Genomic DNA, 26,836 nt, shown 5'->3' with positions numbered 1-26,836 from the left:
GGGGGTATTCTTGTTTTGGCGATGGAGATATTGATGAACACAGGACAGGCTCAGTGGAGTGCAGGTTCTTCCTCGGCCGCTTCTGAAGAGGGGGAGCAGGAAAGTTACCTCAGCGGCTTCAGCCGAGCCGTGGCGGATTTGCTCGAAGCCATGACAGGATATCGGACCCCGGCCTCCGCGCGCGCGCAGTTGCTGGACAACTGGGCGGCCGAAGAGGGGCAGGGCGAAGCCGAGAATCGGCGACAGGGACGCGCACGAATTAGGGGGGCGGACAACACTGGCTCGCACTCGCTGGATTTGTCCTCCCTCTCCCTGACCGCTTTGCCCGCCGCCCTGCCGCCAAGATTGCTGGAACTGCGCGCCAGGCACAACGAGCTAAGCAGCCTGCCCGCTAGCTTCCCACCCGGTCTTCAGCATCTTCTCATTAGCCATAACCGGTTGATCAGTTTGCCGGACGCTCTTCCGGCGACCCTCTCTCGGCTGGAGGTGGCCGATAACAGCTTGACCAGTCTGCCGGCCAACCTTCCGGCTGGGCTCGAGATCCTGAACGCAAGCGACAACCGACTAACTAGCCTGCCGGACGCTCTCCCGAGCAGGCTCACCTCGCTCGCGGTTAGTGGCAATCAGCTGACCGACCTCCCCGACTACCTCCCATCGGGGCTCATTGAACTCGATGTCAGCAGCAATCAATTGGCCGACCTCCCCGCCCCCCTTCCGAGCACCCTCCAATCGCTCAATCTCAGCGGTAACCGGCTGACCAGCCTGCCTGAGGATCTTCTTGAGGGGCGTGTACCGAATCTTAGTCTCAGCTACCCGCATTTGGAGAACCTCGAGTTCGGGGATAACCCGCTGCCGGACGACGTCCTCGCTAATCTGGCGACGGCTGAAGCGCCACCGCAGCTTGCGCAGCAATCTCTATATGAGGCTGCCGCGCAATGGCTCGCAGACGACCCGGCGACGCTGGCCAAATGGCAGCACTTTGCGGATGAGCCAGGCGCCCAGGACTACGCGCAGTTCCTGGAGAGGCTACGAGAGACCGTGAACTACGGCAATGACGAGTTTCGGCAGGCAGTGGCTGATGATCTGCAGCAGGCGGCCGCCAATCCGACATTGCGCGAGCAGTTCTTTGCGCAGGCGTCCGAGGCCAACGCGAGCTGCGAGGATCGTGTCACCTTGCACTGGAATGGTATGCAGACCGCGCGCCTCAACGCTGACGTCGAGGACGGGGTATATGACGATCGGCTTGGCGATCTGATCCAGCGCGGCCGTGTTGCGTTCCGCTTGGAGGCGTTGGACGAGATCGCGCGCGACAGGATCAACTCGCTCGCCAGCGGCAACCCGAACGTAGACGACATCGAAGTCTACCTGGCCTATCAACATCGGCTGCGCGAGCCGCTGGAGCTCAGTCACGTCGCCCCTGACATGCGCTTCCTGGCGGTCTCTCACGTAAGCGAGGATGATGCGACGGAGGCGCTCGACCTGGTCCGGGAGCGGGAAGCAAGCCAGTTCACCGACTTCATGGCAAGCCGCTGGCAACCCTGGGAGACGGTGCTGAGGCGCATCGCTCCAGACGAACATGCAGCGATGCAAGACCGGCTCGTCGAAGCCATGGGCGAAGAGTTCCAAAGCCGTCTGGATCAGCGACTGGCCGAACATGGTCTGGTGGGCGACGTCGATGCCGAGCGGGTGCTCGGAGCCCAAGTCCGAAACCAAATCGCAGGCGAGATCAAAGGCGAGGTCATGCACCGGCTGCTCGCAGAGCGCGGCCTAGAACAATAAGACTTCCCAACAGTCCCGCGGGGATATTCTTCGTTGCTCTGTGGCGCTGCCTCAAGATGGATCCTGCAATCGACATCATCTTTGAGCTGACGATTGCCGATTGGCGCTCGAGCGAGGAGGCTGAGGCGCGGCCCGTTGAGGCAGCACGCATCTACCGCCGTGAAGATCGCACGGTGTGCGGCAGCATGAAATGGTCGGCGCGCAGCCTCATTGCCGATTCCTTGTAAGACGGGATGCCCGGGCCTTCTACCGGGCTGCGGAATGCTCCGCCGGAATTCTGTCGTGACCGCGCGCCGCCTTTGCTTCGTACTCGTCCTCGGGCGAGCGAAATCGACGCGTCAACAACCGGCTTTGATCATCGCGATTGTCGCGGTCGGTCAAGTGCATGCTTGTCAATCGGCGTTTGACTGGGACCCCCTATCGGCCTCCAAAAGGGACCCCTTTGATCGGCGTGCTCTGCTGGTAGCGCTCGGGTCGTCGGAGCTGGTCGGGGTTGCGGAGACGGCGCGAGCGCGGGTTGTTTGAACATCGTCGCGGCTTTTGAATCGCCAGCTGTCGTTGCCGGTCTCGACGATGTCGCAGTGATGGGTCAATCGGTCGAGTAGCGCGGTGGTCATTTTGGCATCGCCGAACACGCTCGGCCATTCGCCGAACGCAAGATTTGTGGTGACAATGACTGAGGTGCGCTCGTAGAGCCGACTGATGAGATGGAACAAGAGCTGACCGCCGGATTGCGCGAACGGCAGATAGCCCAGCTCGTCGAGGACGATGAAGTCCATGCGGGTCAGATGCTCGGCGAGCCGTCCCTGCCGACCGTTGCGGGTTTCGGTCTCGAGCCGGTTGACGAGGTCGACGACGTTGTAGAAGCGTCCTCTAGCGCCATTGCGGATGCAACTTCTGGCGACGGCAATGGCCAGGTGTGTTTTGCCTGTACCGGTGCCGCCAACCAGCACGACGTTGCGTTGTTGGGCGATGAAGCCGCCGTCAGCGAGATCATTGACGAGAGTCTGATTGATCGGCGTGCCGTCGAACTGGAAGTCGGCGATGTCCTTGGCGAGCGGCAGCTTGGCAATGGTGAGCTGGTATTTGATCGACCTGGCTTGCTTCTCGTTGATCTCGGCGTTGAGCAGGTCGCCGACAATGCGCTGAGGTTCGTGCTGGCGCTTAACGGCAGTTGCCATGATCTCGTCGAAGGCAGCCTTCATGCCGTAGAGCTTGAGTTCGCCCATGAGGTCGAAGATTTGGGTTCGTTCCATCAGATGGTCCTCCGGAGGTTGTCGTAGCGGGCACAATCGGCGATCGGTGCATGACGGAGCGTCAGTGCGGCCGGCGTCATGATGTTGGCCGGTGGGGCGGGTTCACGTTGACGGGCCAGGATATTGAGAACGACATCGGCGGAATGAACGCCATGAGCGACCGCCTCGGCGCAGGCGGCTTCCACCGCGGGCAATCCGTCTGTCAGCACCGCATTGAGGATGTCGACCATCTGTCGATTGCCATCGTCGGCACCGGCGAGTTTGCGCCGTACACGCTCAATCGCTGCGGGCAGCACCCAGTCCTTGAAGGGAGCGCCATTACGCAAGGCACCGGGCTTGCGCACCAGCACGGGCACATAGTGCCAAGGGTCGTAGACCGTCTCGCCGCGACCGAATGATCGCGGGTGCTCGGCAACGATACGTCCATCCTGACGGATCACGATGCGATCGGCATAGGCTTGAACCTCGACCGGTCGTCCGACTGCGCTGGCTGCGACCGAGTACTTGTTGTTGTCGAAGCGCACCAGGCAGGTCTTCGAGACCGATGCCGTCACCGCATGGAAGCCGTCGAAGCGGCCGGCATAGGGAACGAGTTTGGGGCGTTCGGCTTCGAACACGTCCCAGATCGTCTGATCGGTCAGCTCCGGATGGCGATGAGCCTTGGCGTAGGCGATGCATTTGTCGAGCAGCCAGGCGTTTAACTCGTCGAGGGTTTTGAACCGCAGCCGCGGCGTGAAGAAGCGTTCCCGGACCAGCCCGACCTGGTTCTCGACTTGCCCCTTCTCCCAGCCCGACGCTGGCGTACAGGCGACCGGATCGACCAGATAGTGGCTGCACATCTGCAGGAAGCGGCGATTGTAGAGACGGCCTTTACCGACAAAGATCGTCTCCACCGCGGTCTTCATGTTGTCGTAGATGCCGCGGGTGCAGGTGCCTTTGAACAAGGCGAATGCCCGGTCGTGGGCGTCGAACACCATCTCCTGCGTCTCCCGCGGATAGGCCCGCACGAACAGCATGCGGCTGTGACAGAGCCGGACATGAGCAGCCTTCACCATCACCGTGGTGCCGCTCAGCAGGACGACCTCGTGGCTCCAGTCGAACTGGTAAGCTTCGCCGGGTGCAAAGCTCAGCGGCACATAAGCCGACGCTGTCGAGGTGCCGCGTTCCTTGCTCCACCGTCGTGCGTATCGACGAACCGCATCATAGCCGCCGGCATAACCCAGGCCGCGAAGCTCCTCGAATAGCCGGATCAGCGTCAGCCGTTCCCGCGCCGCCTTGCTCTCATTCCCTGCCAGCAACCGATCAAGCTCGGCACTCCAGGCACCCATCTTCGGGAGCGGCTGCGTCTCGCGCTCGTACCGGAACTCCGTCGCTTGAGAACGAATGACCTTGCGAACCACCTTCCGCGATACGCCAAGTTCTCGGCAGATCGCCTTGATCGGACGACCATCAACAAAGTAGGCGCGACGGATCTTACCAATCGTCTCCACCACCAGCATCCCAACCTCGGCTTCCATGACTCGATGGAAGCCACTGTGGACCCTTATCCCGGGGTCCCGATTGGATGCCGATCACCCCGAAAACGGGGTCCTTATTCCATGCCGAAACACATGCATGCTCTCAGTCGTTTGAACGAGCGGGAGCGCGCGAGCGGATCCATCGGAGAACGCATTGCCGAAGTTTTCGTCCTACTGGCGCACGATTTCATAGGTCACGCCAATGCCACGCGCCGCCAGCACTTCAGCACGTCCTCGACCATGCGCAAGCTTGAGAGGAAGCCGGAAATACAACCAAGCGGCATAGCTGATTACTTCCGGTGGGAAGCGATGGCGGCGATAAAGAGGGGTCCGGGCGGTCGGCGTGCTGGTCGTCACCACCCCCTCGGCGGCTCCAATTCGTTAACTTAACGCCATCCAGAGTCTTCCGAAGCCATCGACCAGATGTGTCTCGATCAGTCTGCTGTCTTCCTCATTTAGACGGCCCGGCTTGTCGAACAGCGTCAGCGGAATGGTAGCTTCCCGACATCATGGAGCATCGCCGCGAGCCCGAGTCGCCCCAATACTTGCTGGCGAAATAATCAGCGCCGCCGCAGACAACACGTAAGCAGTGCTGAAAGGTGGCCCTCGTGAGCCAATGCGAACACAGGCTTTGAATTTCGCTTTATTTGGCTGCTCGCAACATTGGCGTGAGCGGCGGCGAAGAACCATGTTGTATTTTGCCAATGACCTCGAAGCCGTGGCTTTGATAAAAGGGGATGTGATCGGGATTCGAGCTTTCCAGATAGGCGGTAATGCCCTGCTCATCGCATCGTTGAAGAGCGTATTTCATCAACAATGTGCCAAGTCCTTGTCCGACCCAGTTCGGATCGGCCGCGATGAGAGGCAGGTACCAATGCGGCTCGGACGGATGATGTTCGGCCATTTCCTGCCGCAGGAGCGCCATATCTTCGGTGATCGCCGGGTTCAGGGACAGCGCCATTATTTCGTCTAACGCGGACTCGTCTTGCTGCACGCCAGGCGGCAGCCACAGGGCTGCGGCGCGGATCCCTTCCGTGACGTATGCTGTGCCATGCTCGAATGCTGGTCCACCAGAGGCGTTAACGAACCGAGGCATGCTCCGAAGATATTGGCTTGCGTCAGGCCAACTCCACCGCATCAATGGATCGGCGGCAAAGCCGAGCACAATTGTCCAGACGGTGCTTGTTCGAATGTTTGCATTCGCACATTTGATATCCGACTCCGCCGGCATAATGTGGGTTCCAAATTTTCTGTCTACCTGTCAGAGTTACGTGGCACGACATAAAGAAGACGTGGCCGATCAACAGATTCCTGATATCGACCGGCTGCACCTGGGTTCTGCCCGCTGATGGTCATGTTCCGTAACGACTCAGAATAGATCCATAGCCCGGCACCGGCTCGCCGTGCTCAGCTTCCGGAGCGCTTTTGTTTTCATCACTGCAATCCCTGTGCCATACCGAATGTCGAGCGACGGCATCGTCAACTTAACCGACCGCTGAGCTGAAGGAGGCGCTTCTCAAAGGTTCGAGATTCGGCGATAGCGCTTGTCATGGAGATCTCGCGCCAAGTCGCAAAGGCTCGCTCGTGCCAAGCACGACGGAAGTCGGCAGTCAGGGCTCCGGGATAGGGGATGTGGAAAAGGTTCGAGACCTGATCGTGAACTGACAGAAATCGGTGGGCCTGGAGGAGTTGAAACGCATCATGATCCGCTCGCGTCGTCGCGTCGGCTGATGAGAATTCTCGGCCCGATTGTTGAGAACTTTGTGCTGGCGATGTTCGCCCCAAAGGCCCGTCTTTGCCCTCGCAGCGCCGTACGAACGAAGCTTGTCCGTGATCATCACGCGCGGCGGCGTGCCGGCGGATTTCAAGAGCTTCTTCCTGAGCCGCTGCGCAGCGCGCGAGTCTCTTCCGCGCTGGATCAAGACGTCGAGAACGAAGCCATTCTGGTCGACAGCGCGCCAGAGCTAATGTTGTTCGCCCGCGATCGAGATAACGATCTCGTCCAGATGCCATTTGTCACCGCGAGCGGGAGCGCGCTCGCGGACCGATCGGAGAACGCCTTGCCGAATTTCGGTCCCCACTGGCGCACGGCTTCATAGGTCAACGGTGCCACGCGCCTCCAGCATTTCCTCGACTATGCGCAAGCTTAAGGGAAACGGGAACTACAACCAAACGGCATATTGACGCCGCCCCGGTGGGCTGCGCCGACAGACTTTCAGCGGTTGCGCAAAAGTACGGTGCACTGCGTGAGCGGGCTGGTGAGCTCGAAATGACGCTGCAACGGAGCCGGACGGCGCGGTCGCGGCCATCTCGTTTGAGCATTCACGGTCGCAAATCGACGCAGAGCGCGGCCCAACCCAAACAACGTCGACTGGTAGAGAAGCGTTCGCCTGAGCTGAACTTCTTGACGGTGGGGCGACCGCGAGTCACCGGACCCGGATTAACGAAGGTCGTCGAACGGCCCACGAGACCCTCGCCAAGGCGTGGAGGCGAAATCCGCTGCTGCTGGCGCGTTCCAGTCGGCGAGCGCTCGCTGCGAGGAAGCTGCCGCGGGAATGGAGGCCGCGAAGAATCGCCGCGCATTAGCCGAAGGGGCCTTCAATATGGCCTGTCAGGATATCGCCCGGTCGCAGGGTCAGGTGTTCCCGCTGATTGCCACCGACCCGGCTGTGTCCAGAGCGCTACGAACACGAACTCAAGAGCTCGACCGAACCGTAAATGATACGGACGCCGCCGTCCTGATGCGTCGGGACGACCTGGAGAGATCGCTGGAAGGGCTGACGCGGAGGCATCGACTGACGCCGTTGCAACCCTGACAACGGAAATCGATGCTCAACGAGCTGCCGATTGGCGTGATGCATGTCCCGGGCGCGGGAATTCAGGACAATCTGGGCGACAAGGCGAAGAAGCTCGGCATCCCGGTCTGAAAATTCGGCGGCGCGTGAGCGCCGCAAATTTCTACTACCCGACTTGAGCGACGAAATCGCGCAACTTTCGCTCCGCTTCCTCCGCCGCCTTCTCTACGGCAGGAAAGATCGTGGCCCACACCTCAGCCAACTCCGGAAACTCCATTCGCGCCTCGGCCGGGTTTCAGCGGTAGGGAAATTTGTCGTACCACGTCACTCTTTCGACGCTTGAGGGTCAGAAGCGCTACGCTTCCGCTTTTCAGTTCAACAGCAGCAGCTGTGAGCGCCAGAACCTCTGAGACACGGCCGCCACTTTGCAATAGCACCGTATAGGAAAGTCGGCGTGCAGGATCGAGCCCTTGTGCCGCGCGACGGAAGCGACGGCGCTCCGGTAGTGTCAGGTATTGTCGAATACCCGATGTCGAAAAATAGAGCGAGCTCTCCGCACAAGGGAGCCGGGGGGCTCGCGGTCGAGCGGACGATTGATTTCACAGATGGTAGATGGACTGCCGCTGTCCTTAAATGAGGAGGGGAAATGTCGCGTCCCGTATTCGTCGTAGGATTGATTGCAGTCTGCTCCCCGCGGGTCACTTCAAATTCCTCCGGGTGTGGTCAGTCAAATTCCTCCACCCGCGAGGCAGGACAAGGGACTGTTAGTTTGAGTTTGTTTCCCGGGCAAGAGCTTCAGCGGCTTCTTTGAGCCGATAGCTGCGTCCGTCGAACTCAAGCAGATGGCAATGATGCATAAGGCGATCGAGGATCGTCGTGCTCATAGTGTTGTCCCCAAGGTATGCCCCCCAATCCTGCACGACGCGATTGGAGGTGACGATGACGCTGCGGCGCAGTTTGTAACGCTGATGGATCAGGGTCTGCAGCAAAGTGCCGGCGTCGTCGGGGATGGCGCGTGCGAGGAATAGATCGTCCAGCACGAGGAGATCGCAGTCGATGATGGTTCGCAGCCGGACCTCGCGTTGTGCCGGAGAGTTCAGGGCGTAGCGGTGGAAGAAGTCGTCGGTCTCAAGATACTGGACCTTGTGGCTTTGCAGGATCGCCTGATAGGCAATCGCCTTGGCGATGTGCGACTTCCCGGTGCCAGGTTTGCCAACAAGCAGAGCGTTCTCGCCAGCGGCAATGAACGCCAGGGTGTGGAGCTGGAAGCAGGTCTGACGTGGCAGTTTGGGATTGAAGGACCAGTCGAACTCGGCGAGCGTCAGCTTTTCGTCGAGCCCGGATTGCTGGTATCGCCGCTCGATAAGACGGGACTGACGACGGTCCAGTTCATCCTGCAGGATAAGGGAGAAGGTCTCGAGGAAGGGCTGGTTGGCGCCCTGCGCCTGGAGCACGCGCGTCTGCAGCGTGTCGCGGACACCCGACAGGCGCAGCTGTCGTAGGCAACGCTCAATTTCCGGCATGGTCATCATGTGGCTAGGTCTCCAGTTTAAGGTGAGAAGGTGCAGCGGGAGCGCTCGTGGCGCCGGAGTTGGCCGGGGTTGCGCAGGCGACACGAGCGCGGATTGCCGTGGCGTGATCGTCGTGAGCCTCGGCCTGCCGACCATTGTCGTCGGCGTCGCGCCGCACAGCGCGGCTGAAGAGGTCGCCGTATTCCGCGGGGGTACGGATCAGCGGATGATCCTGGGTGAGCGGCGATGCCGGCTGTGGCGTCACTCCAACCTGCTCGATCGCCTGTTCGAACAACCGCTCGACGGTCGCACGCACGTGCTTGTAGCGGTAGATGCGGTTGTCGATGGCGTGCGCGCAGGCCTGCTCGACCAGCCGCGCCGGATACTTCCGGCCCAGCCCGACAATGCCCCACATCGCGCGCTGTCCGGGGCGCCCTTCGGTGTCGAACACCTGCTGGCACAAGGCCCTGGTCTGCGGTCCGATGCGCTCGGCGCTCGCCAGCAGCACGGCGGTTTGCCGCGACGGGTTGAACGGCCGTTCGCTGGTCGGCAGGACGACAGAACCGGGGTGCGCCATCCGGGAATGAACACGCAGCAGCGCACGGGTGTGGCGATCACGGATCTCGATCGTGGTGGTGTAGATGCGCACGACGACCTGGCTGCCGATCGGCGCGGGCCGCGCGGCGTAATAGCTGTTGTCGACGCGTACGGTGGTGTCGTCGCAGACAGTCCGGACGACTTCGGTGAAGATGCGGAAGGGAGCGACAGGCAGCGGCCGCAGGTGCGGCTTCTCTTCCTGGAACATCGCCTCGACCTGACGGCGCGTGCTGCCGTGGATGCGTTTGGAAGCCCAGTTCTCCTCCCAGTGCCTCAAGAACTCGTTTTGCGCCTCCAGCGTCTCGAAGCGCCGTCCGGCCAGCGCAGTGCCCTGGGTATGTTGAATCGCATTCTCGACGCATCCTTTCCGATTTGGATCGGCCACGCGCGCGGGATCGGCGACCACGGCGTAATGAGCCAGCATCGCGCTGTAAATCGGGTTGAGCTGGGGCTCGTACAAATCCGGCTTGAGGACGCCTTCCTTCAGGTTGTCGAGCACGACATAGCTGGGGACCCCGCCAAAATACCGGAACGCCTCTTCGTGGAGCTGCGCCCAGACTTGTTGGCTGGACTTCCAGACTACCCGCCGGAAGCTGCGCCGCGAGTAGCGTAGCGTCATCACGAACAGGCGGGGACGACGGTACCGCCCGCTCTTCGGATCAACCGTCGGCGCGCCCTCGCCATAGTCGACCTGAGCTTCCTCGCCGGGGAGGAACTCAAGACGATCAAACTGCTCAGGATCAGCGTGCCGCAACCGGCGCACAAACCGCTTGACACTCTGGTAGCTGGACGGAAAGCCAAATTGATCAACCAGGTCCTGGTAAATCGCCTGCGCGTTCCGCTTCAGCCGGACCTGTTCTTCGATCCACGTCCGATGCGCTTCGCAAGCCGAACGGGCCAGGCTGCTGGTGACCGTCGCTTCCGATGTCCCAAAAGCCGGTGGTCGGGGTGGAGGAATTTGGCCGTCCGCGCTCACCGAGCCGGTGGTCACTTCCCCGGGGGAATTTGCCTCCGCACCGGCCCGCAGCGCCTGATAACGCCGGATCGTCTTGCGATCGACACCCGTCAGCCGGTGAATCTCGCGCTGGCTGGTGTTGCGATCAAGTAATGTAAGTACGGTGCTTTGCAGATGTCGCTTCAAGACGTTCAACTCCCCGGCCCCTTGCTGGCTAAAGGGGTCGAACATAAACGTCCTGCCTGACCGGCTACTGCTGTTCAGCGGCGCTGACGGCGATCATCAGGTGGGGGAGTTTCAAGTGACCATACCCGGGGGATTTTGACCGACCGGTCTGCTCCTTCTTTCTTTGCCACCATAGAACGCAGCACAGGGACAGCTGTGCGATCCGTGCCTACGCTCAGGTGAGAAATGCTGCGGTCTGCAGCCGTCTGGTTCGGCGCGCGTTCAATGTAGCGTCGGTTATGGATACGAGCGCACCGGCGACGAACGTCGCTGTCGCCAGAACCAGCGGAAGTGTTCTCGCCACTGACAGAGCGACAATACACTCCTGACGTGGTGCCTTGGAAAAAGATGCCCCATGAAAATGGGAGCGCAGTCCCCTGCGCTCCGGTCGTTCTTACCATATACGGAAACGGTCACGCTGCCCGTTGCATCACAGCTGTAGCTCTGATCATCGCTAAAGTTCTGATGACAATATATGGACTATGGACCGGGATGCCACCCCTTCTTGCGCAGCGTGTTGTCAGAACTTTAACAGAGTCGATTGTCAGCTCTGAAACAATGTCTGACTTCCGACGCTACAAACATTCGTAGAAGACGCAGAGCAGCTGCGATTTTCATCGACACGTCCCTTGCTTGGCTCGCGGACGAATATCTCGGATCGCTTTTACAGGGGGGGTGCTGAAGGTTGCCATCTCGCGTGTCGCCACGAGCGCCGTGGTCGTCAGCTTACTCTGAGGCAACATGAAACTAGGCTTCAAGCAATAAGGTCGCGTTGGCTTGGCGTCTCCGCCCTCAGCGGTCGGACTTATCAGACGTGATGCCGACGGCCATTTGTTCTTAGGACATCGAGATTGTCGATCTGCTCAGCAAGGGGTTTATACCCGGACGTCGTTTGGCGAACGCAAGTGACAAGCGTCCGCAAACAGCAGGGGCCTTTGGCATGAATGTGGCATCAGGGCTCAGTGCAGGGCGGACATCGGTTAGCACGTGATGCCCCATAACATCGGGGTGAAGGAACTTCTGATGAGGGCCGTATCGATTGAGTTCACTAGCCCGTCCTATTCGTGAGAGTGCGGCTTTTGGGCCCGATTGATGCGGCCGCACATCTTGTCTGACGAGGCGCACAGGATTGCCTTCGGCTTTTCGCCGCCTGACGACCGGTACTTTGCAACGCGCTTGAGGGATGGGTTGGGCGAACGGGGGCGGACGCCCCGCCGGTCAAGGACCGAGCGGCAGCAGCGCGCCGGGCAAGCCGCAGATCAGGTCGGCTTCGGGACATGCCGCGGCAAACGCAAGGCGAATGCGGCTCGTGGTCTCAGAGCTGGCCCCGCAAATTCGGACAGTAGCTTGAGTGGATTTTCTGCCTGACAGCGGCGAGGATTCTTGCTGCGAATCAGGAGCGAAGATGACGAAGAAGAGCCGCCGGACGCATTCTCCGGCATTCAAGGCGAAGGTTGCTTTGGCTGCGGTCAAAGGCGACAAGACACTGGCGGAGCTGGCGCAACTGTTTGATGTTCATCCGAACCAGATCACGATCTGGAAAAACCAGCTCCTGGAAGGCGCCGCCGGCGTGTTTGGGCATGACAAGACATCGGCCGAGACGCCGGTCGATTTGAAGGCGTTACATGCCAAGATCGGCGAGCTGGCGTTGGAAAACGATTTTTTGTCCGGCGCGCTCACCAAGGCGGGCCTGCTGAGCGCAAAGCGATGATCGACCGCGATCATGATCTTTCTATCGTGCGCCAGGCGAAGGTCCTGAAGCTGGCTCGCAGCACGGTCTACTATGAACCTCGGCCAGTTTCGGCCGAGGACCTTGCCTTGATGCGTCGGCTCGATGAGCTGCATCTCGATTATCCCTTCGCGGGAGCGCGTATGCTGCGATCGTTGCTGCGGCGGGAGGGCGTATACGCCGGTCGCCGCCACATCGCGACGCTGATGAAGCGCATGGGGATCGAGGCGGTCTATCGTCGCCCGAACACGAGCAAGCCGGCTCCGGGTCACAAGATCTACCCGTACCTGTTGCGCGGATTGAAGATCGAGCGGCCCGACCATGCGTGGGCAATGGACATCACCTACATTCCGATGCGGCGTGGCTTCGTCTATCTCGCGGCGGTCGTCGATGTGTTCAGCCGACGGGTCCTGGCGAGCTATGCGGGATTTTGGGTGACGAGGCGATCAGGCGGCGTGGTTTTCCGGCACTTGGATGACCTCGATGCCGTTTTCGAATCTGACACCTGCGACGACCTTCGGCAACTGATTTGTGCCTTTCAGCCGCCGCCAGGTCTTTGATGCGGCGCAGAGCAGCTTGAACACCATCAACTTGGCAGTCGTTGACGATAACGAACCTTTCGTGCGCACCGTTCTGTGCCGGACCGTCGCGAACACGCTTTCGATGGGATTCGTCGTCCGCAAGTGGTCCCAATGCTCGGCGGGGAATTCGTAGAACGCAAGCATTGCGTCGCGATCTTTCGTCAGGCACTCGACCGCCTTGTCGTACTTCGCTCCGTATTTCTCGGCAAAGACATCGATCGCCACTTCGGCCGAAGCTCGGTTGGACGCCAAATAGACCTCGCGCAGGTCCTTCTTCATGCTGGCCTGTACCGACACTGCGACTTTGTTCAAGATATTCGCGGTTTTGTGCACCCAGCACCGCTGATGTCGCGTGGCGGGAAAGACCTCGTCGAGCGCCTTCCAGAAGCCGAGCGCGCCGTCACCGACGGCGATTTCCGGGGCGATCTTCAGCCCTCGGGTTTTCGCCTCGACGAGCAGTTCGTGCCAGCTCTGCGTGCTCTCGCGCACGCCGACCTGGAAGCCGATGAGTTCCTTCTTGCCTTCCGGCGTCGCGCCGATCAGCACCAGCATGCATTCGCTGTGGTCTTCCATGCGAGCCTGCAGGAAGACGCCGTCCGCCCACACGTATACGTACCGGCGCGCCGACAGATCGCGCTTCTGCCAACGCTCGTACTCGAGCTGCCACTCCGTCGTCAGTCTGGAAACCACCGCCGGAGAAAGATTCGGCGCATCCTTGCCCAAGAGCGCCGCCAGCGCCTCCTGGAAGTCGCCCGTCGAGATGCCTCGCAGGTACAGAACCGGCAAAAGTGCATCCAAGCTCTTCGTGCGCCGTGCCCACAACGGCAGGATCGCCGAGGTGAAGCGGATCCGCTCGCCATCGCTGGTCACCGCGCGATCGCGAATCTTTACCCGGGCGACTTCGACGGCGCCGATCCCCGTCTGGATCGTCCGCACTGGACCATGGCCGTGTCGCACGAGGCGGTCGCGGCCATCGGGAAGCTTCAAGCCCTTCATCGCGGCGAGAAACGCCTCGGCTTCCATCTCGACAGCCTGCGCAAGCAGCTGCCGAGCTCCAGATCGCAAAATATTCGTCAGTGGATCGTCGATCTCATCGGGCTGACGCAGTGGGACAATGTTGCTATGCTCGTTCATGGCGTATCGCTCTCCTTGAGGTTCTGGCAGGCTCGACACCCGCCTCGATACGCCGCCTATCTCATTCCGTCATCACCCAGTTTCCCGCATAGCTCGGTCCTGGCCCATCGCGTCTCGATCACAATGGAGGCGGCCTTCTGCGTCGAAGCGGTCCAGGAGGCGTTGGCGAAGCACGGCAGGCCCGAGATTTTCAACACGGATCAGGGCAGCCAGTTCACCAGCCTCGAGTTCACCGATGTGCTGCTGGACGCGAAGATCGCCATCAGCATGGACGGCAAGGGCGCCTGGCGCGACAACGTGTTTGTCGAGCGGCTCTGGCGCACGGTCAAATACGAAGAAGTATATCTCCGCGCCTACGACAGCGTGTCCGAGGCGCGAGCGTCAATTGCCAAGTATCTGGCCTTCTACAATCAGGGACGCCCTCACTCGAGCCTTGACGGGCGCACGCCCGACGAGGCTTACTTCGGCACGCAAGCTATGGTGATGGCCGCATGACCGTCGCCGACGGTTTTGTCGTCGCTCTGGTCGGGCTACGCCCTCCCGACGCAACGACAAAACCGTAAAGCCCCGCGTTCAGCATAACCCGGCAGGAATCCACTTAAATCCAGCGGGGCGCTGTCCAAACAACCGGGGCCAGCTCTCTCGACGACACGGGCGGCGATTTTCAAGAGCCGAAGACGCAGCGTCGCGAACTCGGCAGCGGCCAATTCCCGGGCTTTGGGAATGGCGTCGCGCACGGTCAGCATCAGCCAATAAGCGGCCGTATGGAGCACGAGACGGACCTGGTTGGCGAGCGCCGAACGGCAGCTGGTGCGATCGGAGGCGAGCTGCGTCTTATGCAGCTTGATCAGATTCTCGGCTTGGCCGCGCGCGCAATACAGGCTGTCGTAGATCCACTCGGCCGAGCCGACATCGAGGCTGGTGACGACGAAACGGATGTCGAGGCCGAGCATCGTCGCCTCAATACGGGCGACGGTGCGCCGTTCGCGATCCCAGGACTTTGCCTTGTGGCGCGTCTCGGTATAGCCACGCAGAACCGGCAGGTTCTCGATGGCGCGTCGCGTGCGGATGTCGTCGGCGACCTCGTCGACTTTTCTGGCGAGAGGCTTGGTGCCGGACAGACCGAAGATGTAGTCGATGCCGTTGGTCTCGCACCACGCCATTGCCTCCGGCCGGGCATAGTGCCCGTCGCCACGGAACGTAATTTGCGTGTTGTGCCATCGCGTCCGGATATGCCGTACCAGGCGGCGCAGATGGGCACGCACCTCGACGCCGCCCGGCGTCTTGCCGGGCCGCAGCACGACGGCCACGGGCCGGCTCTTCTCCGTGTCGTAGACGTGGATCGGCAGGAAGCAGCGTTCGTCATAATGAGCGTTGAACAGCGAGAGCTGCTGATGGCCGTGGACGACGTCGCAGGTATCATCGATGTCGAGCGTGACGGATGCCGGCTCGCGCGGGTAGCTATCCATCCATGCGTCGACCAAAGTGTAGGTCAGCCGGATCACGTCGCGCAGGCGCGGAGCATTCTCCAGCCGCGACAGCGTCGGCTGGGAACACAAATCCCGGCCCGTGTCCGGTAGGCGACCGCAGGCCAGTTTGAATGCCGGATCGGACCTCAGATGATCGAGGTCGTCGGCGTCCTCGTAGCCGCAGCAGATCGCGAACATGCGAGCGCGGAACATATCGACCAGGCTGTGCACGACCCGCGTCGGATCGCGCCGATCCGGGAACACCCGGGCCAGATTGTTGGCCAAACCGAGACGCCGCTCGGCCATCGCCAGAAGCATCACGCCCCCGTTCGAGGTTAGGCGCCCACCATCGAAGGCAGCTGTGACTTTCTTGGCGTGAACGGCTGGAAACGAGAAGGGCGGAATCGTATCGTCGGTCATGGCGGGCGTGGCGTTCGCGGTTGGAGGTGATGGGGTTGGCTTCGCAACCGAATCCTACGCCGCATCAGCGCTTTACCCCTCAGGCGCACTCTTACGAATAAGACGGGTTAAGTTGAAGAAAGATTGAGTGACTCCCGATCATTTCTGTGCCGAAACGTGGAGTCGCGGTCGTGCCGCGTCCAAAGAAACCGGCGCGAGCGGCCTATTAGACGCGGTAGGTGCTCAGCCTCCGAAACGAGACTATCAAGCATGAAGAGATCGAGCGCGAGGCAGAGGTTTTATTTGTGTTGAATTCTTGCTTCTCGATAGTGGTCTGAAATCGTATCATCGGTCATGGCGGGCGTGGCGTTCGCGGTTGAAGGTGATGGGGTGGCTTCGCAACCGAATCCTACGCCGCATCAGCGCTTTACACCACGCTCGCCAGCCTCTCAGGCGCCCTCTCGCGAATAAGACGGGCTAGGCTGGTGTTTTTGTACTTCGTGAGCGTGCTTGCGGCCTTGCTTTTGCTGGTGGTGAGCAACCGCGGAGCCATGGCAAAACGCTCCGGCTATCGGAGTGATTGTGCCGGGATGCTGATTGTTTCTTCCATCCTACTTGTTGATAATTTTCAGTCGGAATGCCAAGCCCTCCATCTTTTCAGTGACAACCAGCCCATACGAGGGGAGCGCCGGCTCGGCCGACTTTGGGCCAGCAGTGAAGCTGTGTCTGATCCTCTGGCACCAATCCGCAAACGGCGGAGCAGAACACAACATTGGCCTCTGGCCCCGACGGTTGCGTTATTCGCGGCTTCGGCCTGAGCCTTCCCATTCTGCACATCAACGGTTTCACCCGCTCGCGCTTCACCGCATGGCTCCCGGCCCGCATAATGGCCGTCATGCGCCGGGGGGCGTGAAACGGCCGATTAGCAAGCAGCTGGCATATTCGCCGCAACAACAACAGATCAGCATCCTTCGGAGTAGGTCGCAGCTGACAGATATCGGAACGACCCACGCGAACCAAGTGGCATGGTCGGCGGACCGACAGAGAGCTGGCCCCGGTTGTTTGGACAGCGCCCCGCTGGATTTAAGTGGATTCCTGCCGGGTTATGCTGAACGCGGGGCTTTACGGTTTTGTCGTTGCGTCGGGAGGGCGTAGCCCGACCAGAGCGACGACAAAACCGTCGGCGACGGTCATGCGGCCATCACCATAGCTTGCGTGCCGAAGTAAGCCTCGTCGGGCGTGCGCCCGTCAAGGCTCGAGTGAGGGCGTCCCTGATTGTAGAAGGCCAGATACTTGGCAATTGACGCTCGCGCCTCGGACACGCTGTCGTAGGCGCGGAGATATACTTCTTCGTATTTGACCGTGCGCCAGAGCCGCTCGACAAACACGTTGTCGCGCCAGGCGCCCTTGCCGTCCATGCTGATGGCGATCTTCGCGTCCAGCAGCACATCGGTGAACTCGAGGCTGGTGAACTGGCTGCCCTGATCCGTGTTGAAAATCTCGGGCCTGCCGTGCTTCGCCAACGCCTCCTGGACCGCTTCGACGCAGAAGGCCGCCTCCATTGTGATCGAGACGCGATGGGCCAGGACCCGTCGGCTGAACATATCGACGACCGCCGCGAGATAGACGAAGCCACGCCGCATCGGAATGTAGGTGATGTCCATTGCCCACGCATGGTCGGGCCGCTCGATCTTCAATCCGCGCAACAGGTACGGGTAGATCTTGTGACCCGGAGCCGGCTTGCTCGTGTTCGGGCGACGATAGACCGCCTCGATCCCCATGCGCTTCATCAGCGTCGCGATGTGGCGGCGACCGGCGTATACGCCCTCCCGCCGCAGCAACGATCGCAGCATACGCGCTCCCGCGAAGGGATAATCGAGATGCAGCTCATCGAGCCGACGCATCAAGGCAAGGTCCTCGGCCGAAACTGGCCGAGGTTCATAGTAGACCGTGCTGCGAGCCAGCTTCAGGACCTTCGCCTGGCGCACGATAGAAAGATCATGATCGCGGTCGATCATCGCTTTGCGCTCAGCAGGCCCGCCTTGGTGAGCGCGCCGGACAAAAAATCGTTTTCCAACGCCAGCTCGCCGATCTTGGCATGTAACGCCTTCAAATCGACCGGCGTCTCGGCCGATGTCTTGTCATGCCCAAACACGCCGGCGGCGCCTTCCAGGAGCTGGTTTTTCCAGATCGTGATCTGGTTCGGATGAACATCAAACAGTTGCGCCAGCTCCGCCAGTGTCTTGTCGCCTTTGACCGCAGCCAAAGCAACCTTCGCCTTGAATGCCGGAGAATGCGTCCGGCGGCTCTTCTTCGTCATCTTCGCTCCTGATTCGCAGCAAGAATCCTCGCCGCTGTCAGGCAGAAAATCCACTCAAGCTACTGTCCGAATTTGCGGGGCCAGCTCTGGGCCAGCTCTTTCAGCACGAATTCCCTGGGCCGAAGCGAGGCCGACTTGAAGAGATTTCAGCGTAGCGGTTCGCGTCGATTGCCGAGGGTTTCTGCGCAACCGCAAGAGGGCTGGAGCCAGTGCTACGGCTCGATGCCGAGAATTTAAGGTAACGTGTTCACCATTTTCCTGCTCGCTGTTGTGGCTAGTTGTATCAGGACGTCAAGTAAGTGTGAGTTCATGCAACTGGAGACTTCGGTCTGGCCGCCAGTCTGCGTTGGCCGCTTCATCAGATTGTTGGCCTTGCTGACCCGACGGAAAGGTTAGTGGCTGTGGCTGCGCATCGTCACAAACTGACTGCGGTTGCGCCAGGGCACGATCCGTGGCTCTTTACGTCGCTAGTCTGCGACTGCTTGCTTGCCATAGCCGTTGTCATCGCGACTGGTTTCGGCCCCGTCGTAAAGGCATCGGCGCAGAACGTCTCCTACAATACGCAGCCGCCGCGTCCGAAGCCGCCGAAGGCCGCCAACGACAACCAGATGCTGGTTCAGGCGACCGAGGTCGTCTACGACTACAATAATTCGCGGATCTCGGCGGTCGGTAACGTCCAGCTGTTCTACAACGGCACCAGCGTCGAGGCTAACAAGGTCGCCTACGACCAGAAGACCAAGCGGCTCCATGCCGAAGGCAACATCCGCATGACGGATGCCGAGGGCAAGATCACCTATGCCGAGACGATCGATCTGTCCGACGACTATCGCGACGGATTCGTCGGTTCGCTCCGGGTCGATACCGCCGACCGGACACGGATGGCCGCAACGCGCGCCGACCGGACACGGATGGCCGCAACGCGCGCCGACCGTTCCAGCGGCAACTACACCGTGTTCGAGAACGGCGTCTACACGGCCTGCGCTCCGTGCAAGGACGATCCGAAGAAGCCACCGCTCTGGCAGGTCAAGGGTGCCCGCATCATCCACGACCAGCAGGAGAAGATGCTGTACTTCGAGACGGCGCAGCTCGAGTTCTTCGGCGTGCCGCTCGCTTACATGCCCTACTTCTCGACGCCCGACCCGACCGTGAAGCGCAAGTCCGGCTTCCTGATGCCGGGCTTCACCTCGAACACGGGCTACGGCTACGGCGTGGAGGTCCCGTTCTACTGGGCGATCGCGCCCGATATGGACGTGACCTTCAACCCGCGCATCACCTCCAGGCAGGGCGTGCTGTTACAGGCGGAGTTCCGCCAGCGCCTGATGGGCGGCGCCTACCAGATCCGTGCTTACGGCATCGACCAGCTCGATCGCGGCGCCTTCGCCGGGCAGCCCGGCGACCGCCAGTGGCGCGGCGCCGTCGAGACCAAGGGTCAGTTCGCGCTGAACGACAAATGGGTCTGGGGTTGGGACGGCGTCGTGATGTCCGACTACTATTTCTTCTCGGACTACCGCCTGTCGCAGTACCGTGACCCGCTCGGTTCGTTCCTGAACCTGCCGACCGACGCGGTCTCGCAGCTCTATCTGACCGGCGCCGGCAATCGCAGCTTCTTCGACGCACGCACGATGTACTGGCGGAGCTTCTCGGGCAACCAGGACAAGGTCCCGATCGTCTACCCCGTGATCGACTACTCGAACGTGCTCAACTATCCGGTGTTCGGCGGCGAGTTCAGCTACAAGACCAACTCCGTCAACCTGTCGCGTGACAGCGCCGTGTTCGATCCGATCACCACGCTCGCCAACACCAACAGCCTGTGCACGACGGCGTCGGCCGATCCGCTCGCGCGCACGCCATCGCAGTGCCTGCTGCGCGGCTTCCCCGGCACCTATACCCGCCTGTCGGCGGAAGCGCAGTGGCGCAAATCCTTCACCGACCCGCTCGGCCAGATCTGGACGCCGTTCGCCGGCCTGCGCGCCGATGCAATCAACTCCTCGGTCTCGAACCAGCCGGGCGTGTCGAACTACCTACCGGTCGGCGACACCCGAGCTATGCGGGATTTTGGGTGACGAGGCGATCAGGCGGCGTGGTTTTCCGGCACTTGGATGACCTCGATGCCGTTTTCGAATCTGACACCTGCGACGACCTTCGGCAACTGATTTGTGCCTTTCAGCCGCCGCCAGGTCTTTGATGCGGCGCAGAGCAGCTTGAACACCATCAACTTGGCAGTCGTTGACGATAACGAACCTTTCGTGCGCACCGTTCTGTGCCGGACCGTCGCGAACACGCTTTCGATGGGATTCGTCGTCCGCAAGTGGTCCCAATGCTCGGCGGGGAATTCGTAGAACGCAAGCATTGCGTCGCGATCTTTCGTCAGGCACTCGACCGCCTTGTCGTACTTCGCTCCGTATTTCTCGGCAAAGACATCGATCGCCACTTCGGCCGAAGCTCGGTTGGACGCCAAATAGACCTCGCGCAGATCCTTCTTCATGCTGGCCTGTACCGACACTGCGACTTTGTTCAAGATATTCGCGGTTTTGTGCACCCAGCACCGCTGATGTCGCGTGGCGGGAAAGACCTCGTCGAGCGCCTTCCAGAAGCCGAGCGCGCCGTCACCGACGGCGATTTCCGGGGCGATCTTCAGCCCTCGGGTTTTCGCCTCGACGAGCAGTTCGTGCCAGCTCTGCGTGCTCTCGCGCACGCCGACCTGGAAGCCGATGAGTTCCTTCTTGCCTTCCGGCGTCGCGCCGATCAGCACCAGCATGCATTCGCTGTGGTCTTCCATGCGAGCCTGCAGGAAGACGCCGTCCGCCCACACGTATACGTACCGGCGCGCCGACAGATCGCGCTTCTGCCAACGCTCGTACTCGAGCTGCCACTCCGTCGTCAGTCTGGAAACCACCGCCGGAGAAAGATTCGGCGCATCCTTGCCCAAGAGCGCCGCCAGCGCCTCCTGGAAGTCGCCCGTCGAGATGCCTCGCAGGTACAGAACCGGCAAAAGTGCATCCAAGCTCTTCGTGCGCCGTGCCCACAACGGCAGGATCGCCGAGGTGAAGCGGATCCGCTCGCCATCGCTGGTCACCGCGCGATCGCGAATCTTTACCCGGGCGACTTCGACGGCGCCGATCCCCGTCTGGATCGTCCGCACTGGACCATGGCCGTGTCGCACGAGGCGGTCGCGGCCATCGGGAAGCTTCAAGCCCTTCATCGCGGCGAGAAACGCCTCGGCTTCCATCTCGACAGCCTGCGCAAGCAGCTGCCGAGCTCCAGATCGCAAAATATTCGTCAGTGGATCGTCGATCTCATCGGGCTGACGCAGTGGGACAATGTTGCTATGCTCGTTCATGGCGTATCGCTCTCCTTGAGGTTCTGGCAGGCTCGACACCCGCCTCGATACGCCGCCTATCTCATTCCGTCATCACCCAGTTTCCCGCATAGCTCCGACACCCAGGCATTCCGCCTGATGCCGACGGTCGGCCTCGAATACCGCTACCCCTTCATCAACGTTCAGCCCTGGGGCTCGACCACCGTCGAGCCGATCGCGCAGATCATCATCCGCCCGAACGAGACTTATGCCGGCAAGTTTCCCAACGAGGATGCGCAGAGTTTTGTATTCGAAACGTCGAACCTGTTCAGCGTCGACAAGTTCTCCGGTTACGACCGCGTCGAGGGCGGCGGCCGCGCCAATGTCGGCGTGCAGGCCACCACGCAGTTCGACAAGGGCGGCGCGGCCAAGGTGCTGTTCGGCCAGTCCTACCAGCTGTTCGGCATGAACTCCTACGCGGTCCGGGACTCCATCAACACGGGCCTCGATTCCGGTCTCGACAAGCCCCGCTCCGACTACGTGGCGAGTATCGACTACTCGCCCAACCGCACCTACACCTTCAGCGTCCGCTCCCGCATGGACGAGCAGACCTGGAACGTCCAGCGTTTCGAGGCCGAAGGCCGCGCCAACTTCGATCGCTGGTCGATCAGCGTGATGTACGGCAACTACGCGGCACAGCCGGAGCTCGGCTATCTGACCCGCCGCGAAGGCATCCTCACCACCGGCTCGCTGAAGGTCGCGACCAACTGGGTGGTCACGGGCTCGGCGCGCTGGGACCTCGAGGCCAACGAGATCAACCAGTATGTGGTCGGTGCCGGCTATGTCGACGATTGCTTGGTGCTGGGATTGAACTATCTGAAATCCTACAATTATACGGTAGGCGGCGTGCCCCCCGTCTTGAATGAGACCTACATGCTAAGTATAGTTCTACGAACATTCGGGACGATCGCAATCGGCTTCTGAGGCACGGATAGCGGCGCATGCGGGTCACGTCGGGGGACGTCACCACCACGACCGAGGCGCGCAATAGCGGGCAGGCGGTCACGGCTGTGCTGGGAAAGCTCGAGTTCGACGAACGCGCAGAACTGTTCCACTTCAGCCATGTCGGTTTTGGGCGCGCGAGATCGCGGCTTTGGGTCATGACGTCAAACTGCTGCTACCTCAATATGTGAAGCCATTCGTCAAGCGCGGGAAGACTGATGCTGCCGACGCAGAGGCGATCAGCGAAGCTGTCGCGCGCAATACCATGCGCTTCGTCCCGGTTCGTCGAACACTGCAATCACGTCCGCTATCATGAGAGCATCGACAACCTCACTCCTGTCGATGTCTACTTCGGCAGGGCTGAGGCGATCCTTGCAAGCCCGCAGCAATTGGCTCTTCCATTCGGTCGTCCCCCATCGCGGGTGTCAAGCCGCGCACGCGGGACCGCGATTTTAATCGACCCGAAGCTACCGGTCAGCGACCGCGGCTGGCTGCCGTGTCGATGCCCGTAACGGGGCGTTCCCTCATGGCCGGCCTTCATGCCGCGTCCGTAGCGCGGCCGCGCAAGGGCCGCATCGAGCTCGCTGCGGAGCAATTCCTCTAATGAGTTCCCGCGTTGGTTTCCGCACCGCCGTTTCAACCGGATCGAACCAATTTCGAAAAGCTGCGGAGCCGTCTCTCTTTCACACGGCGGGGAAATGCATCTTTGTGACATTGCTGGTCATGGCATGGTCTCCGATCCGGCGCTCCAAACGGCGGATGATTCGAGGTTGATCACCTCAGAGACTACGCCGCTTTCAATTCCAACCAATCCTGCGGCGGGACCCTGTCTGAAATCCGCCAGCCTGTCGGGAACGCAACCCGGAGCGCGAGAAAAATAGCACGTCTGGCTCTGCGCATAATGGCCCAACTCTTGCGAGGGGCGAGCGGGCAAAGGTCAGGTTGGAGATTGAGAATGGCGAGCGTGTCAAAGCTAAAGGTGTTTGCGGCCCTGAGTGCGGCCAGTGTTGCGCTTGTGCCAATATCGGCAAAAGCTCCGATATGGAGTTCGAGCGCTCAATACGGGAGCTTTTCAATCGATGGCTACAGTTGGAACAACGACGTATGGGGCAGGGGCGCAGGACCCCAGACTATCTCGGTGAGTGCTGTCAACCAGTGGGGGGTGTGGTCGAACCAGCCTGATACTGGTGGCATCAAGAGCTATCCCCACGAGGGTTTCAATGTCGGCAAACCGCTCAGTTCGATCAACACTCTGATCTCGAACTTCAATCAGGAAGTTCCGACTAGCGGCGCCTGGGACGTCGCCTACGATATCTGGGATAGCTCAAATCAGTATGAGATAATGCTCTGGACGAATTACACCGGCAATCCCGATGGTGGCGGCAACGTCAAGCCCATTTCTTACAAGTACGCTTCTTCCGGGGCGGCGATACCGATCTACACAAATGTCGATGTAGGCGGAGCGACTTGGAACGTGTTTCAAGGAGAAAATCACCATAAGGTCATCTCATTCCTGCGCACTTCGAAGACCAACAGTGGGACGGTGGATATCAAGAGTGTCCTGCAGTGGATCAAGTCTAAAGGGTACTTTGGGGAGATAAACGTCGGCAACGTCCAATACGGCGTTGAGATCACCTCCTCTCCAGGTGGGATGAACTTCAACTTCAATAATTGGACCCTGACATCGAGGTGAGTACCCACGGTCGGTGAGGTGAAGTGGCCTCGGATTTTGGACCGGCGGCTCAGATGGTGCGGATGCCGTTTTGTTTTGATAAACGGAGACCATGAAGAAGAACGAGACGGAAAATCGAAGCAGCGCTGAAGGCAAAGATCGCCTTGGAGCCGCTGCGAGAACAATCAAAGGTGACGGATCTGGCGCTACCAGCGGTGGAGAGAAAATTACGTGAGGCAACAACTCAGTTCAGGAACATTTTCGGCCAGGCAATGCGACAGCTCCCTAGCAAACATGTGGAGCTGATCGCACCGGACGAAAATCGATTCGCACAATGCTCACGCTGCGTGGGCAGCCCGTCGGGGGCTGGGTGGTTTGTTGCGGGGGCGACGTCGAGAAGTGGACTCTTCGCCTAGTCGCCCTCGATCTTCGTTCGCAATCCCCCGAGGAGAGAAACATGTCGTGGGACGACCAGCAATTCTAACGGACGAAAGCTGTGCCGCTGCTCCTACCTTGCAGTGCGCCCGTTTTTCACAAGCTCAAAGAAATAGCGAGCGAAATACGCAATTTTGGATTTTCGCATCACCACCGAACTTTCGGCACTGTTCTTGAAACGGGCCATTCCGCACCTCGCCGAGTTGGGTGAGAACGATCAATGCCCGCTGCGCGGCCTTTCGTGAGCGAAGGTAGCGGGAGATGTCCCGATCGCTGTTGAGCGCCGCGCTCGTGACGTGGGCAACGGGCTTGATCGTCATGCGATCGTGGTGAGCTTGAAGGGCCGCACGCAGAACCGACGATTTCTTATGCGCCTTCAATCATCGGAAACCCTTGTTGGCCTCGATCATGCCGGCCGCGACCCATCGCAAGGTCATACCGGCATCCCGCCGGCGTTTGACGTTGCGCGTGACCCGGCGAATGGTGCCCTGAAATGGACACCGGTTTTGGGACGAGAGGCCAGGTTGGAAAAGGGCCGCTCCGTTTGATCGTAAACGGTACGAGAGGCCCACGGAGCCACGGACTTGGTGCGGACGGCCTACGCACCGCGCTTGAAGCGTATAGGCATCCAGAACTGCCGGAGGGCCTCGACGGTTGCTGGAATGTTGCGCCAGGCGTTTTGGATGATGGGCTGCGTTCCCAGCGTGCGCCGGGCCGGGGGTAGCAAGGGTCGACCGGCGTCGTCGATGCAATGGACCAAGATCGGCCGCAGCATAAGGTGTTCGGTTCCATTCGGGGGGAGAAGCCGCGACCAGACGAGAAGCCGAAGCTTCATGACGGCGTAGAAGCCCATGCACCAGGGCTGCGGGTCGACTTCGCCGTCCGGTGATCGCACGAACAGCGGCTCGAAGCTCTCCGGTCTCGTCGACAGCGTCTCGCTGATAGCGTTGTGGCGCATCAGCGTGGCGGCGATTGCCGAGAACTCCTCGGTGTCGTGATTGAAGGCGTCGGGATCTACGCCGAGGAGCGGGCACACCCATTCCTCGGACGCCATCGAGACCGGCCCGGCGACGACCGCGGCCACCGCGCCATCGAGCATGGAGAGCGACGTCGCCCGCGGATGCCGAAGCGTCGGCGACCTGGCGCGCTTGCTGATCCATTGCCCGAGCCGTTCGAACGACATGGCATAGTCCGCCATCGTCGTCTTGCGTGCTTTTCGCGTTCCCCGCCCTTGCTTCGGCTTCGTCATGCCACGGCCCGCTTTTCGGCTTCGCGTGCGGCCTTCCAGTTCCAGGCCAGAAGTTCGTGAAGCTGGTTGGTCTTCGTGGCGCCGCTCACCATGCGATCGAGAACGTCGACGAGATACGCCTCGGGGTCGAGGCCATTCAATTTCGCTGTGTTAAGAAGCGAAGCGAGTATCGCCCAGGTCTCGCCCCCGCCTTCGTCACCACTGAACAACGAGTTCTTTTTTCCGATCGCAATTGGCCTGATCGATCGTTCGACCGTGTTGGTGTCCGGCTCGAGCCGCCCGTCATCCAGGAACGTCGTCAGGCCCTGCCAGCGTTCGAGCATGTAGTCGATCGCCTTGATGAGCGTCGAGCGGCGGGAGATCCCGTCCTTCACCGCGATCAGACGGGCCCTCAACGCCTCCATCAGCGGCTTCGTCTCGGCCTGTCGCGTCGCGCGGCGTTCCCCAGCATCGAGACCGCGGATCCTCTCCTCGATCGCGTAGACGGCCGCAATGCGCTCGATGACCTCCGCGGCGAAGGGTGAGTTCGTCGTCTTGTGCACCCTCACGAAGTTGCGGCGCGCGTGAACGAGACAATACGCCAGCTGGATCTGGCCCGACATCATCGCATCGCCCGCCAGCGAGGCGTAGGCGGCATAGCCGTCGACTTGCAGCACGCCTTCGAAGCCGGCTAACTGCGCCACGATCTCCTTTTTGCCGCGACCACCTGCGAACACGTAGGCGACCGCCGGCGGCGCCGGCCCCTTCCACGCCCGATCGTCCGTCGCGTGCGCCCAGAACTGGCAGATCCTCGTGCGGCCGCGTCCCGGATCGAGCACTGGCATCGGCGTCTCGTCGCAGAACAGCCGCTCGAAGCCGTGCATAGTCTTCAGTTGCAGATCGTAGAGGCCCCTGACCAGCCACGCCGCGCTCC

The 26,836-nt window shown here is 60.9% G+C and carries 16 protein-coding genes and 11 pseudogenes; 11 read left to right on the top strand and 16 right to left on the bottom strand.

The features are described 5' to 3' along the window. Positions 1 to 33 precede the first annotated feature (33 nt). On the top strand, positions 34 to 1,779 hold the full coding sequence (nopM, locus tag ABIF91_RS09445; protein WP_026312873.1) for a T3SS effector NEL-type E3 ubiquitin ligase NopM: 1,746 nt from the start codon (positions 34 to 36) through the stop codon (positions 1,777 to 1,779). A gap of 56 nt (positions 1,780 to 1,835) precedes the next feature. After that, positions 1,836 to 2,006: a hypothetical protein gene (locus ABIF91_RS09440; RefSeq protein ID WP_018648285.1), complete on the top strand. Its 171-nt coding sequence runs from the start codon at positions 1,836 to 1,838 to the stop codon at positions 2,004 to 2,006. A gap of 19 nt (positions 2,007 to 2,025) precedes the next feature. On the opposite strand, the gene ABIF91_RS09435 is transcribed toward ABIF91_RS09440, so the two are convergent. The 6 genes and pseudogenes from ABIF91_RS09435 to ABIF91_RS09410 all read right to left on the bottom strand — a co-directional run bounded on the left by ABIF91_RS09435 (position 2,026) and on the right by ABIF91_RS09410 (position 6,861). Continuing rightward, positions 2,026 to 2,160 carry a hypothetical protein gene (locus ABIF91_RS09435; RefSeq protein WP_256461376.1) on the bottom strand — a complete coding sequence of 45 codons (135 nt, stop codon included), beginning with the start codon at positions 2,158 to 2,160 and terminating at the stop codon, positions 2,026 to 2,028. An 11-nt stretch (positions 2,161 to 2,171) separates the two neighbouring features. After that, entirely contained in the window at positions 2,172 to 3,035 is an 864-nt protein-coding gene (istB, locus tag ABIF91_RS09430) for an IS21-like element helper ATPase IstB (protein WP_038952122.1), read from the bottom strand. Beyond that, positions 2,944 to 4,534: pseudogene (istA, locus tag ABIF91_RS09425) on the bottom strand (IS21 family transposase). Before istA (ABIF91_RS09425) ends, istB (ABIF91_RS09430) begins: the two are co-directional and overlap by 92 nt. Positions 4,535 to 4,661: 127 nt before the next feature. Then, positions 4,662 to 4,909, bottom strand: a pseudogene (locus ABIF91_RS09420) (IS6 family transposase); the annotation flags it as partial. 286 nt (positions 4,910 to 5,195) lie between these two features. Continuing rightward, positions 5,196 to 5,783, bottom strand: coding sequence for a GNAT family N-acetyltransferase (locus tag ABIF91_RS09415; protein ID WP_063629895.1), 588 nt, complete (start codon positions 5,781 to 5,783; stop codon positions 5,196 to 5,198). Positions 5,784 to 6,036: 253 nt separating this feature from the next. Beyond that, a pseudogene (locus ABIF91_RS09410) lies at positions 6,037 to 6,861 on the bottom strand (IS6 family transposase). A 246-nt stretch (positions 6,862 to 7,107) separates the two neighbouring features. Between ABIF91_RS09410 and ABIF91_RS09405 the strand changes: the two are divergent. Continuing rightward, positions 7,108 to 7,368, top strand: coding sequence for a hypothetical protein (locus ABIF91_RS09405; RefSeq protein WP_424579103.1), 261 nt, complete (start codon positions 7,108 to 7,110; stop codon positions 7,366 to 7,368). Positions 7,369 to 8,111: 743 nt separating this feature from the next. On the opposite strand, the gene istB (ABIF91_RS09400) is transcribed toward ABIF91_RS09405, so the two are convergent. Both istB (ABIF91_RS09400) and istA (ABIF91_RS09395) read right to left on the bottom strand, forming a co-directional pair. Next, on the bottom strand, positions 8,112 to 8,879 hold the full coding sequence (gene istB / locus ABIF91_RS09400; RefSeq protein WP_038952109.1) for an IS21-like element IS1631 family helper ATPase IstB: 768 nt from the start codon (positions 8,877 to 8,879) through the stop codon (positions 8,112 to 8,114). Positions 8,880 to 8,883: 4 nt separating this feature from the next. After that, on the bottom strand, positions 8,884 to 10,641 hold the full coding sequence (istA, locus tag ABIF91_RS09395) for an IS21-like element IS1631 family transposase (RefSeq protein WP_100214066.1): 1,758 nt from the start codon (positions 10,639 to 10,641) through the stop codon (positions 8,884 to 8,886). A 1,399-nt stretch (positions 10,642 to 12,040) separates the two neighbouring features. Between istA (ABIF91_RS09395) and ABIF91_RS09390 the strand changes: the two are divergent. After that, a pseudogene (locus tag ABIF91_RS09390) lies at positions 12,041 to 12,780 on the top strand (IS3-like element ISRj2 family transposase); the annotation flags it as partial. Positions 12,781 to 12,810: 30 nt separating this feature from the next. Here the strand turns inward: ABIF91_RS09390 and ABIF91_RS09385 are convergent. Next, the gene (locus tag ABIF91_RS09385; protein ID WP_424578651.1) at positions 12,811 to 14,079 is read right to left on the bottom strand and encodes an IS256 family transposase; all 1,269 of its coding nucleotides are present in this window, start codon (positions 14,077 to 14,079) and stop codon (positions 12,811 to 12,813) included. 96 nt (positions 14,080 to 14,175) lie between these two features. Here ABIF91_RS09385 and ABIF91_RS09380 point away from each other — a divergent pair. Continuing rightward, positions 14,176 to 14,574, top strand: a pseudogene (locus ABIF91_RS09380) (transposase); the annotation flags it as partial. A 146-nt stretch (positions 14,575 to 14,720) separates the two neighbouring features. Here ABIF91_RS09380 and ABIF91_RS09375 read toward each other — a convergent pair. After that, positions 14,721 to 15,968: pseudogene (locus ABIF91_RS09375) on the bottom strand (IS1380-like element ISBdi2 family transposase); the annotation flags it as partial. Positions 15,969 to 17,137: 1,169 nt separating this feature from the next. Further along, a protein-coding gene (locus ABIF91_RS09370; RefSeq protein WP_424579111.1) for an IS3-like element ISRj2 family transposase occupies positions 17,138 to 18,267 on the bottom strand; the annotation gives its coding sequence in 2 pieces (ribosomal slippage) (positions 17,138 to 18,015 and positions 18,015 to 18,267; 1,131 coding nt in all). Between the two features lie 482 nt (positions 18,268 to 18,749). On the opposite strand from ABIF91_RS09370, the pseudogene ABIF91_RS09365 reads away from it, so the two are divergent. Further along, positions 18,750 to 20,318: pseudogene (locus ABIF91_RS09365) on the top strand (LPS-assembly protein LptD); the annotation flags it as partial. A 20-nt stretch (positions 20,319 to 20,338) separates the two neighbouring features. Here the strand turns inward: ABIF91_RS09365 and ABIF91_RS09360 are convergent. Further along, a complete protein-coding gene (locus tag ABIF91_RS09360; protein WP_424578651.1) occupies positions 20,339 to 21,607 on the bottom strand; it encodes an IS256 family transposase in 1,269 nt (422 codons plus the stop codon). Positions 21,608 to 21,700: 93 nt separating this feature from the next. Here ABIF91_RS09360 and ABIF91_RS09355 point away from each other — a divergent pair. The 3 genes and pseudogenes from ABIF91_RS09355 to ABIF91_RS09345 all read left to right on the top strand — a co-directional run. Next, positions 21,701 to 22,549 (top strand): annotated as a pseudogene (locus tag ABIF91_RS09355) (LPS-assembly protein LptD); the annotation flags it as partial. A 17-nt stretch (positions 22,550 to 22,566) separates the two neighbouring features. Further along, a complete protein-coding gene (locus ABIF91_RS09350) occupies positions 22,567 to 22,758 on the top strand; it encodes a hypothetical protein (RefSeq protein WP_014497849.1) in 192 nt (63 codons plus the stop codon). Then, positions 22,698 to 22,865: pseudogene (locus ABIF91_RS09345) on the top strand (IS110 family transposase); the annotation flags it as partial. The gene ABIF91_RS09350 and the pseudogene ABIF91_RS09345, both read left to right, overlap by 61 nt. Positions 22,866 to 22,899: 34 nt before the next feature. Here the strand turns inward: ABIF91_RS09345 and ABIF91_RS09340 are convergent. Continuing rightward, positions 22,900 to 23,229 (bottom strand): annotated as a pseudogene (locus ABIF91_RS09340) (IS256 family transposase); the annotation flags it as partial. A 293-nt stretch (positions 23,230 to 23,522) separates the two neighbouring features. On the opposite strand from ABIF91_RS09340, the gene ABIF91_RS09335 reads away from it, so the two are divergent. Next, positions 23,523 to 24,260 carry a glycoside hydrolase family 12 protein gene (locus ABIF91_RS09335; RefSeq protein ID WP_014497847.1) on the top strand — a complete coding sequence of 246 codons (738 nt, stop codon included), beginning with the start codon at positions 23,523 to 23,525 and terminating at the stop codon, positions 24,258 to 24,260. Between the two features lie 91 nt (positions 24,261 to 24,351). After that, the gene (locus ABIF91_RS09330; protein ID WP_256461606.1) at positions 24,352 to 24,474 is read left to right on the top strand and encodes a hypothetical protein; all 123 of its coding nucleotides are present in this window, start codon (positions 24,352 to 24,354) and stop codon (positions 24,472 to 24,474) included. A gap of 481 nt (positions 24,475 to 24,955) precedes the next feature. On the opposite strand, the pseudogene ABIF91_RS09325 reads toward ABIF91_RS09330, so the two are convergent. The 3 genes and pseudogenes from ABIF91_RS09325 to tnpC form a co-directional block, all read right to left on the bottom strand. After that, a pseudogene (locus ABIF91_RS09325) lies at positions 24,956 to 25,162 on the bottom strand (IS256 family transposase); the annotation flags it as partial. Between the two features lie 110 nt (positions 25,163 to 25,272). Continuing rightward, positions 25,273 to 25,923 carry a UPF0149 family protein gene (locus ABIF91_RS09320; protein ID WP_063712394.1) on the bottom strand — a complete coding sequence of 217 codons (651 nt, stop codon included), beginning with the start codon at positions 25,921 to 25,923 and terminating at the stop codon, positions 25,273 to 25,275. Further along, the coding region (tnpC, locus tag ABIF91_RS09315; RefSeq protein WP_424579102.1) for an IS66 family transposase at positions 25,920 to 26,836 on the bottom strand (917 nt) is incomplete at its 5' end. The genes tnpC and ABIF91_RS09320, both read right to left, overlap by 4 nt.

This window comes from Bradyrhizobium sp. USDA 241, assembly GCF_049739505.1.
Taxonomy (GTDB): domain Bacteria; phylum Pseudomonadota; class Alphaproteobacteria; order Rhizobiales; family Xanthobacteraceae; genus Bradyrhizobium; species Bradyrhizobium liaoningense.
The sequence above is the reverse complement of the archived record's forward strand: the minus strand, read 5'-3'. Positions and strand labels throughout refer to the sequence as shown.

Coding starts and splice junctions, on each gene's coding strand:
- ABIF91_RS09440 (WP_018648285.1), top strand. CDS start 1,836: ATGGATCCTGCAATCGACATCATCTTTGAGCTGACGATTGCCGATTGG.
- ABIF91_RS09330 (WP_256461606.1), top strand. CDS start 24,352: ATGAAGAAGAACGAGACGGAAAATCGAAGCAGCGCTGAAGGCAAAGAT.
- nopM (WP_026312873.1), top strand. CDS start 34: ATGAACACAGGACAGGCTCAGTGGAGTGCAGGTTCTTCCTCGGCCGCT.
- istB (WP_038952122.1), bottom strand. CDS start 3,035: ATGGAACGAACCCAAATCTTCGACCTCATGGGCGAACTCAAGCTCTAC.
- istB (WP_038952109.1), bottom strand. CDS start 8,879: ATGATGACCATGCCGGAAATTGAGCGTTGCCTACGACAGCTGCGCCTG.
- ABIF91_RS09360 (WP_424578651.1), bottom strand. CDS start 21,607: ATGAACGAGCATAGCAACATTGTCCCACTGCGTCAGCCCGATGAGATC.
- ABIF91_RS09415 (WP_063629895.1), bottom strand. CDS start 5,783: ATGCCGGCGGAGTCGGATATCAAATGTGCGAATGCAAACATTCGAACA.
- ABIF91_RS09335 (WP_014497847.1), top strand. CDS start 23,523: ATGGCGAGCGTGTCAAAGCTAAAGGTGTTTGCGGCCCTGAGTGCGGCC.
- ABIF91_RS09385 (WP_424578651.1), bottom strand. CDS start 14,079: ATGAACGAGCATAGCAACATTGTCCCACTGCGTCAGCCCGATGAGATC.
- ABIF91_RS09320 (WP_063712394.1), bottom strand. CDS start 25,923: ATGACGAAGCCGAAGCAAGGGCGGGGAACGCGAAAAGCACGCAAGACG.
- ABIF91_RS09405 (WP_424579103.1), top strand. CDS start 7,108: ATGGAGGCCGCGAAGAATCGCCGCGCATTAGCCGAAGGGGCCTTCAAT.
- ABIF91_RS09350 (WP_014497849.1), top strand. CDS start 22,567: ATGCGGGTCACGTCGGGGGACGTCACCACCACGACCGAGGCGCGCAAT.
- istA (WP_100214066.1), bottom strand. CDS start 10,641: ATGTTCGACCCCTTTAGCCAGCAAGGGGCCGGGGAGTTGAACGTCTTG.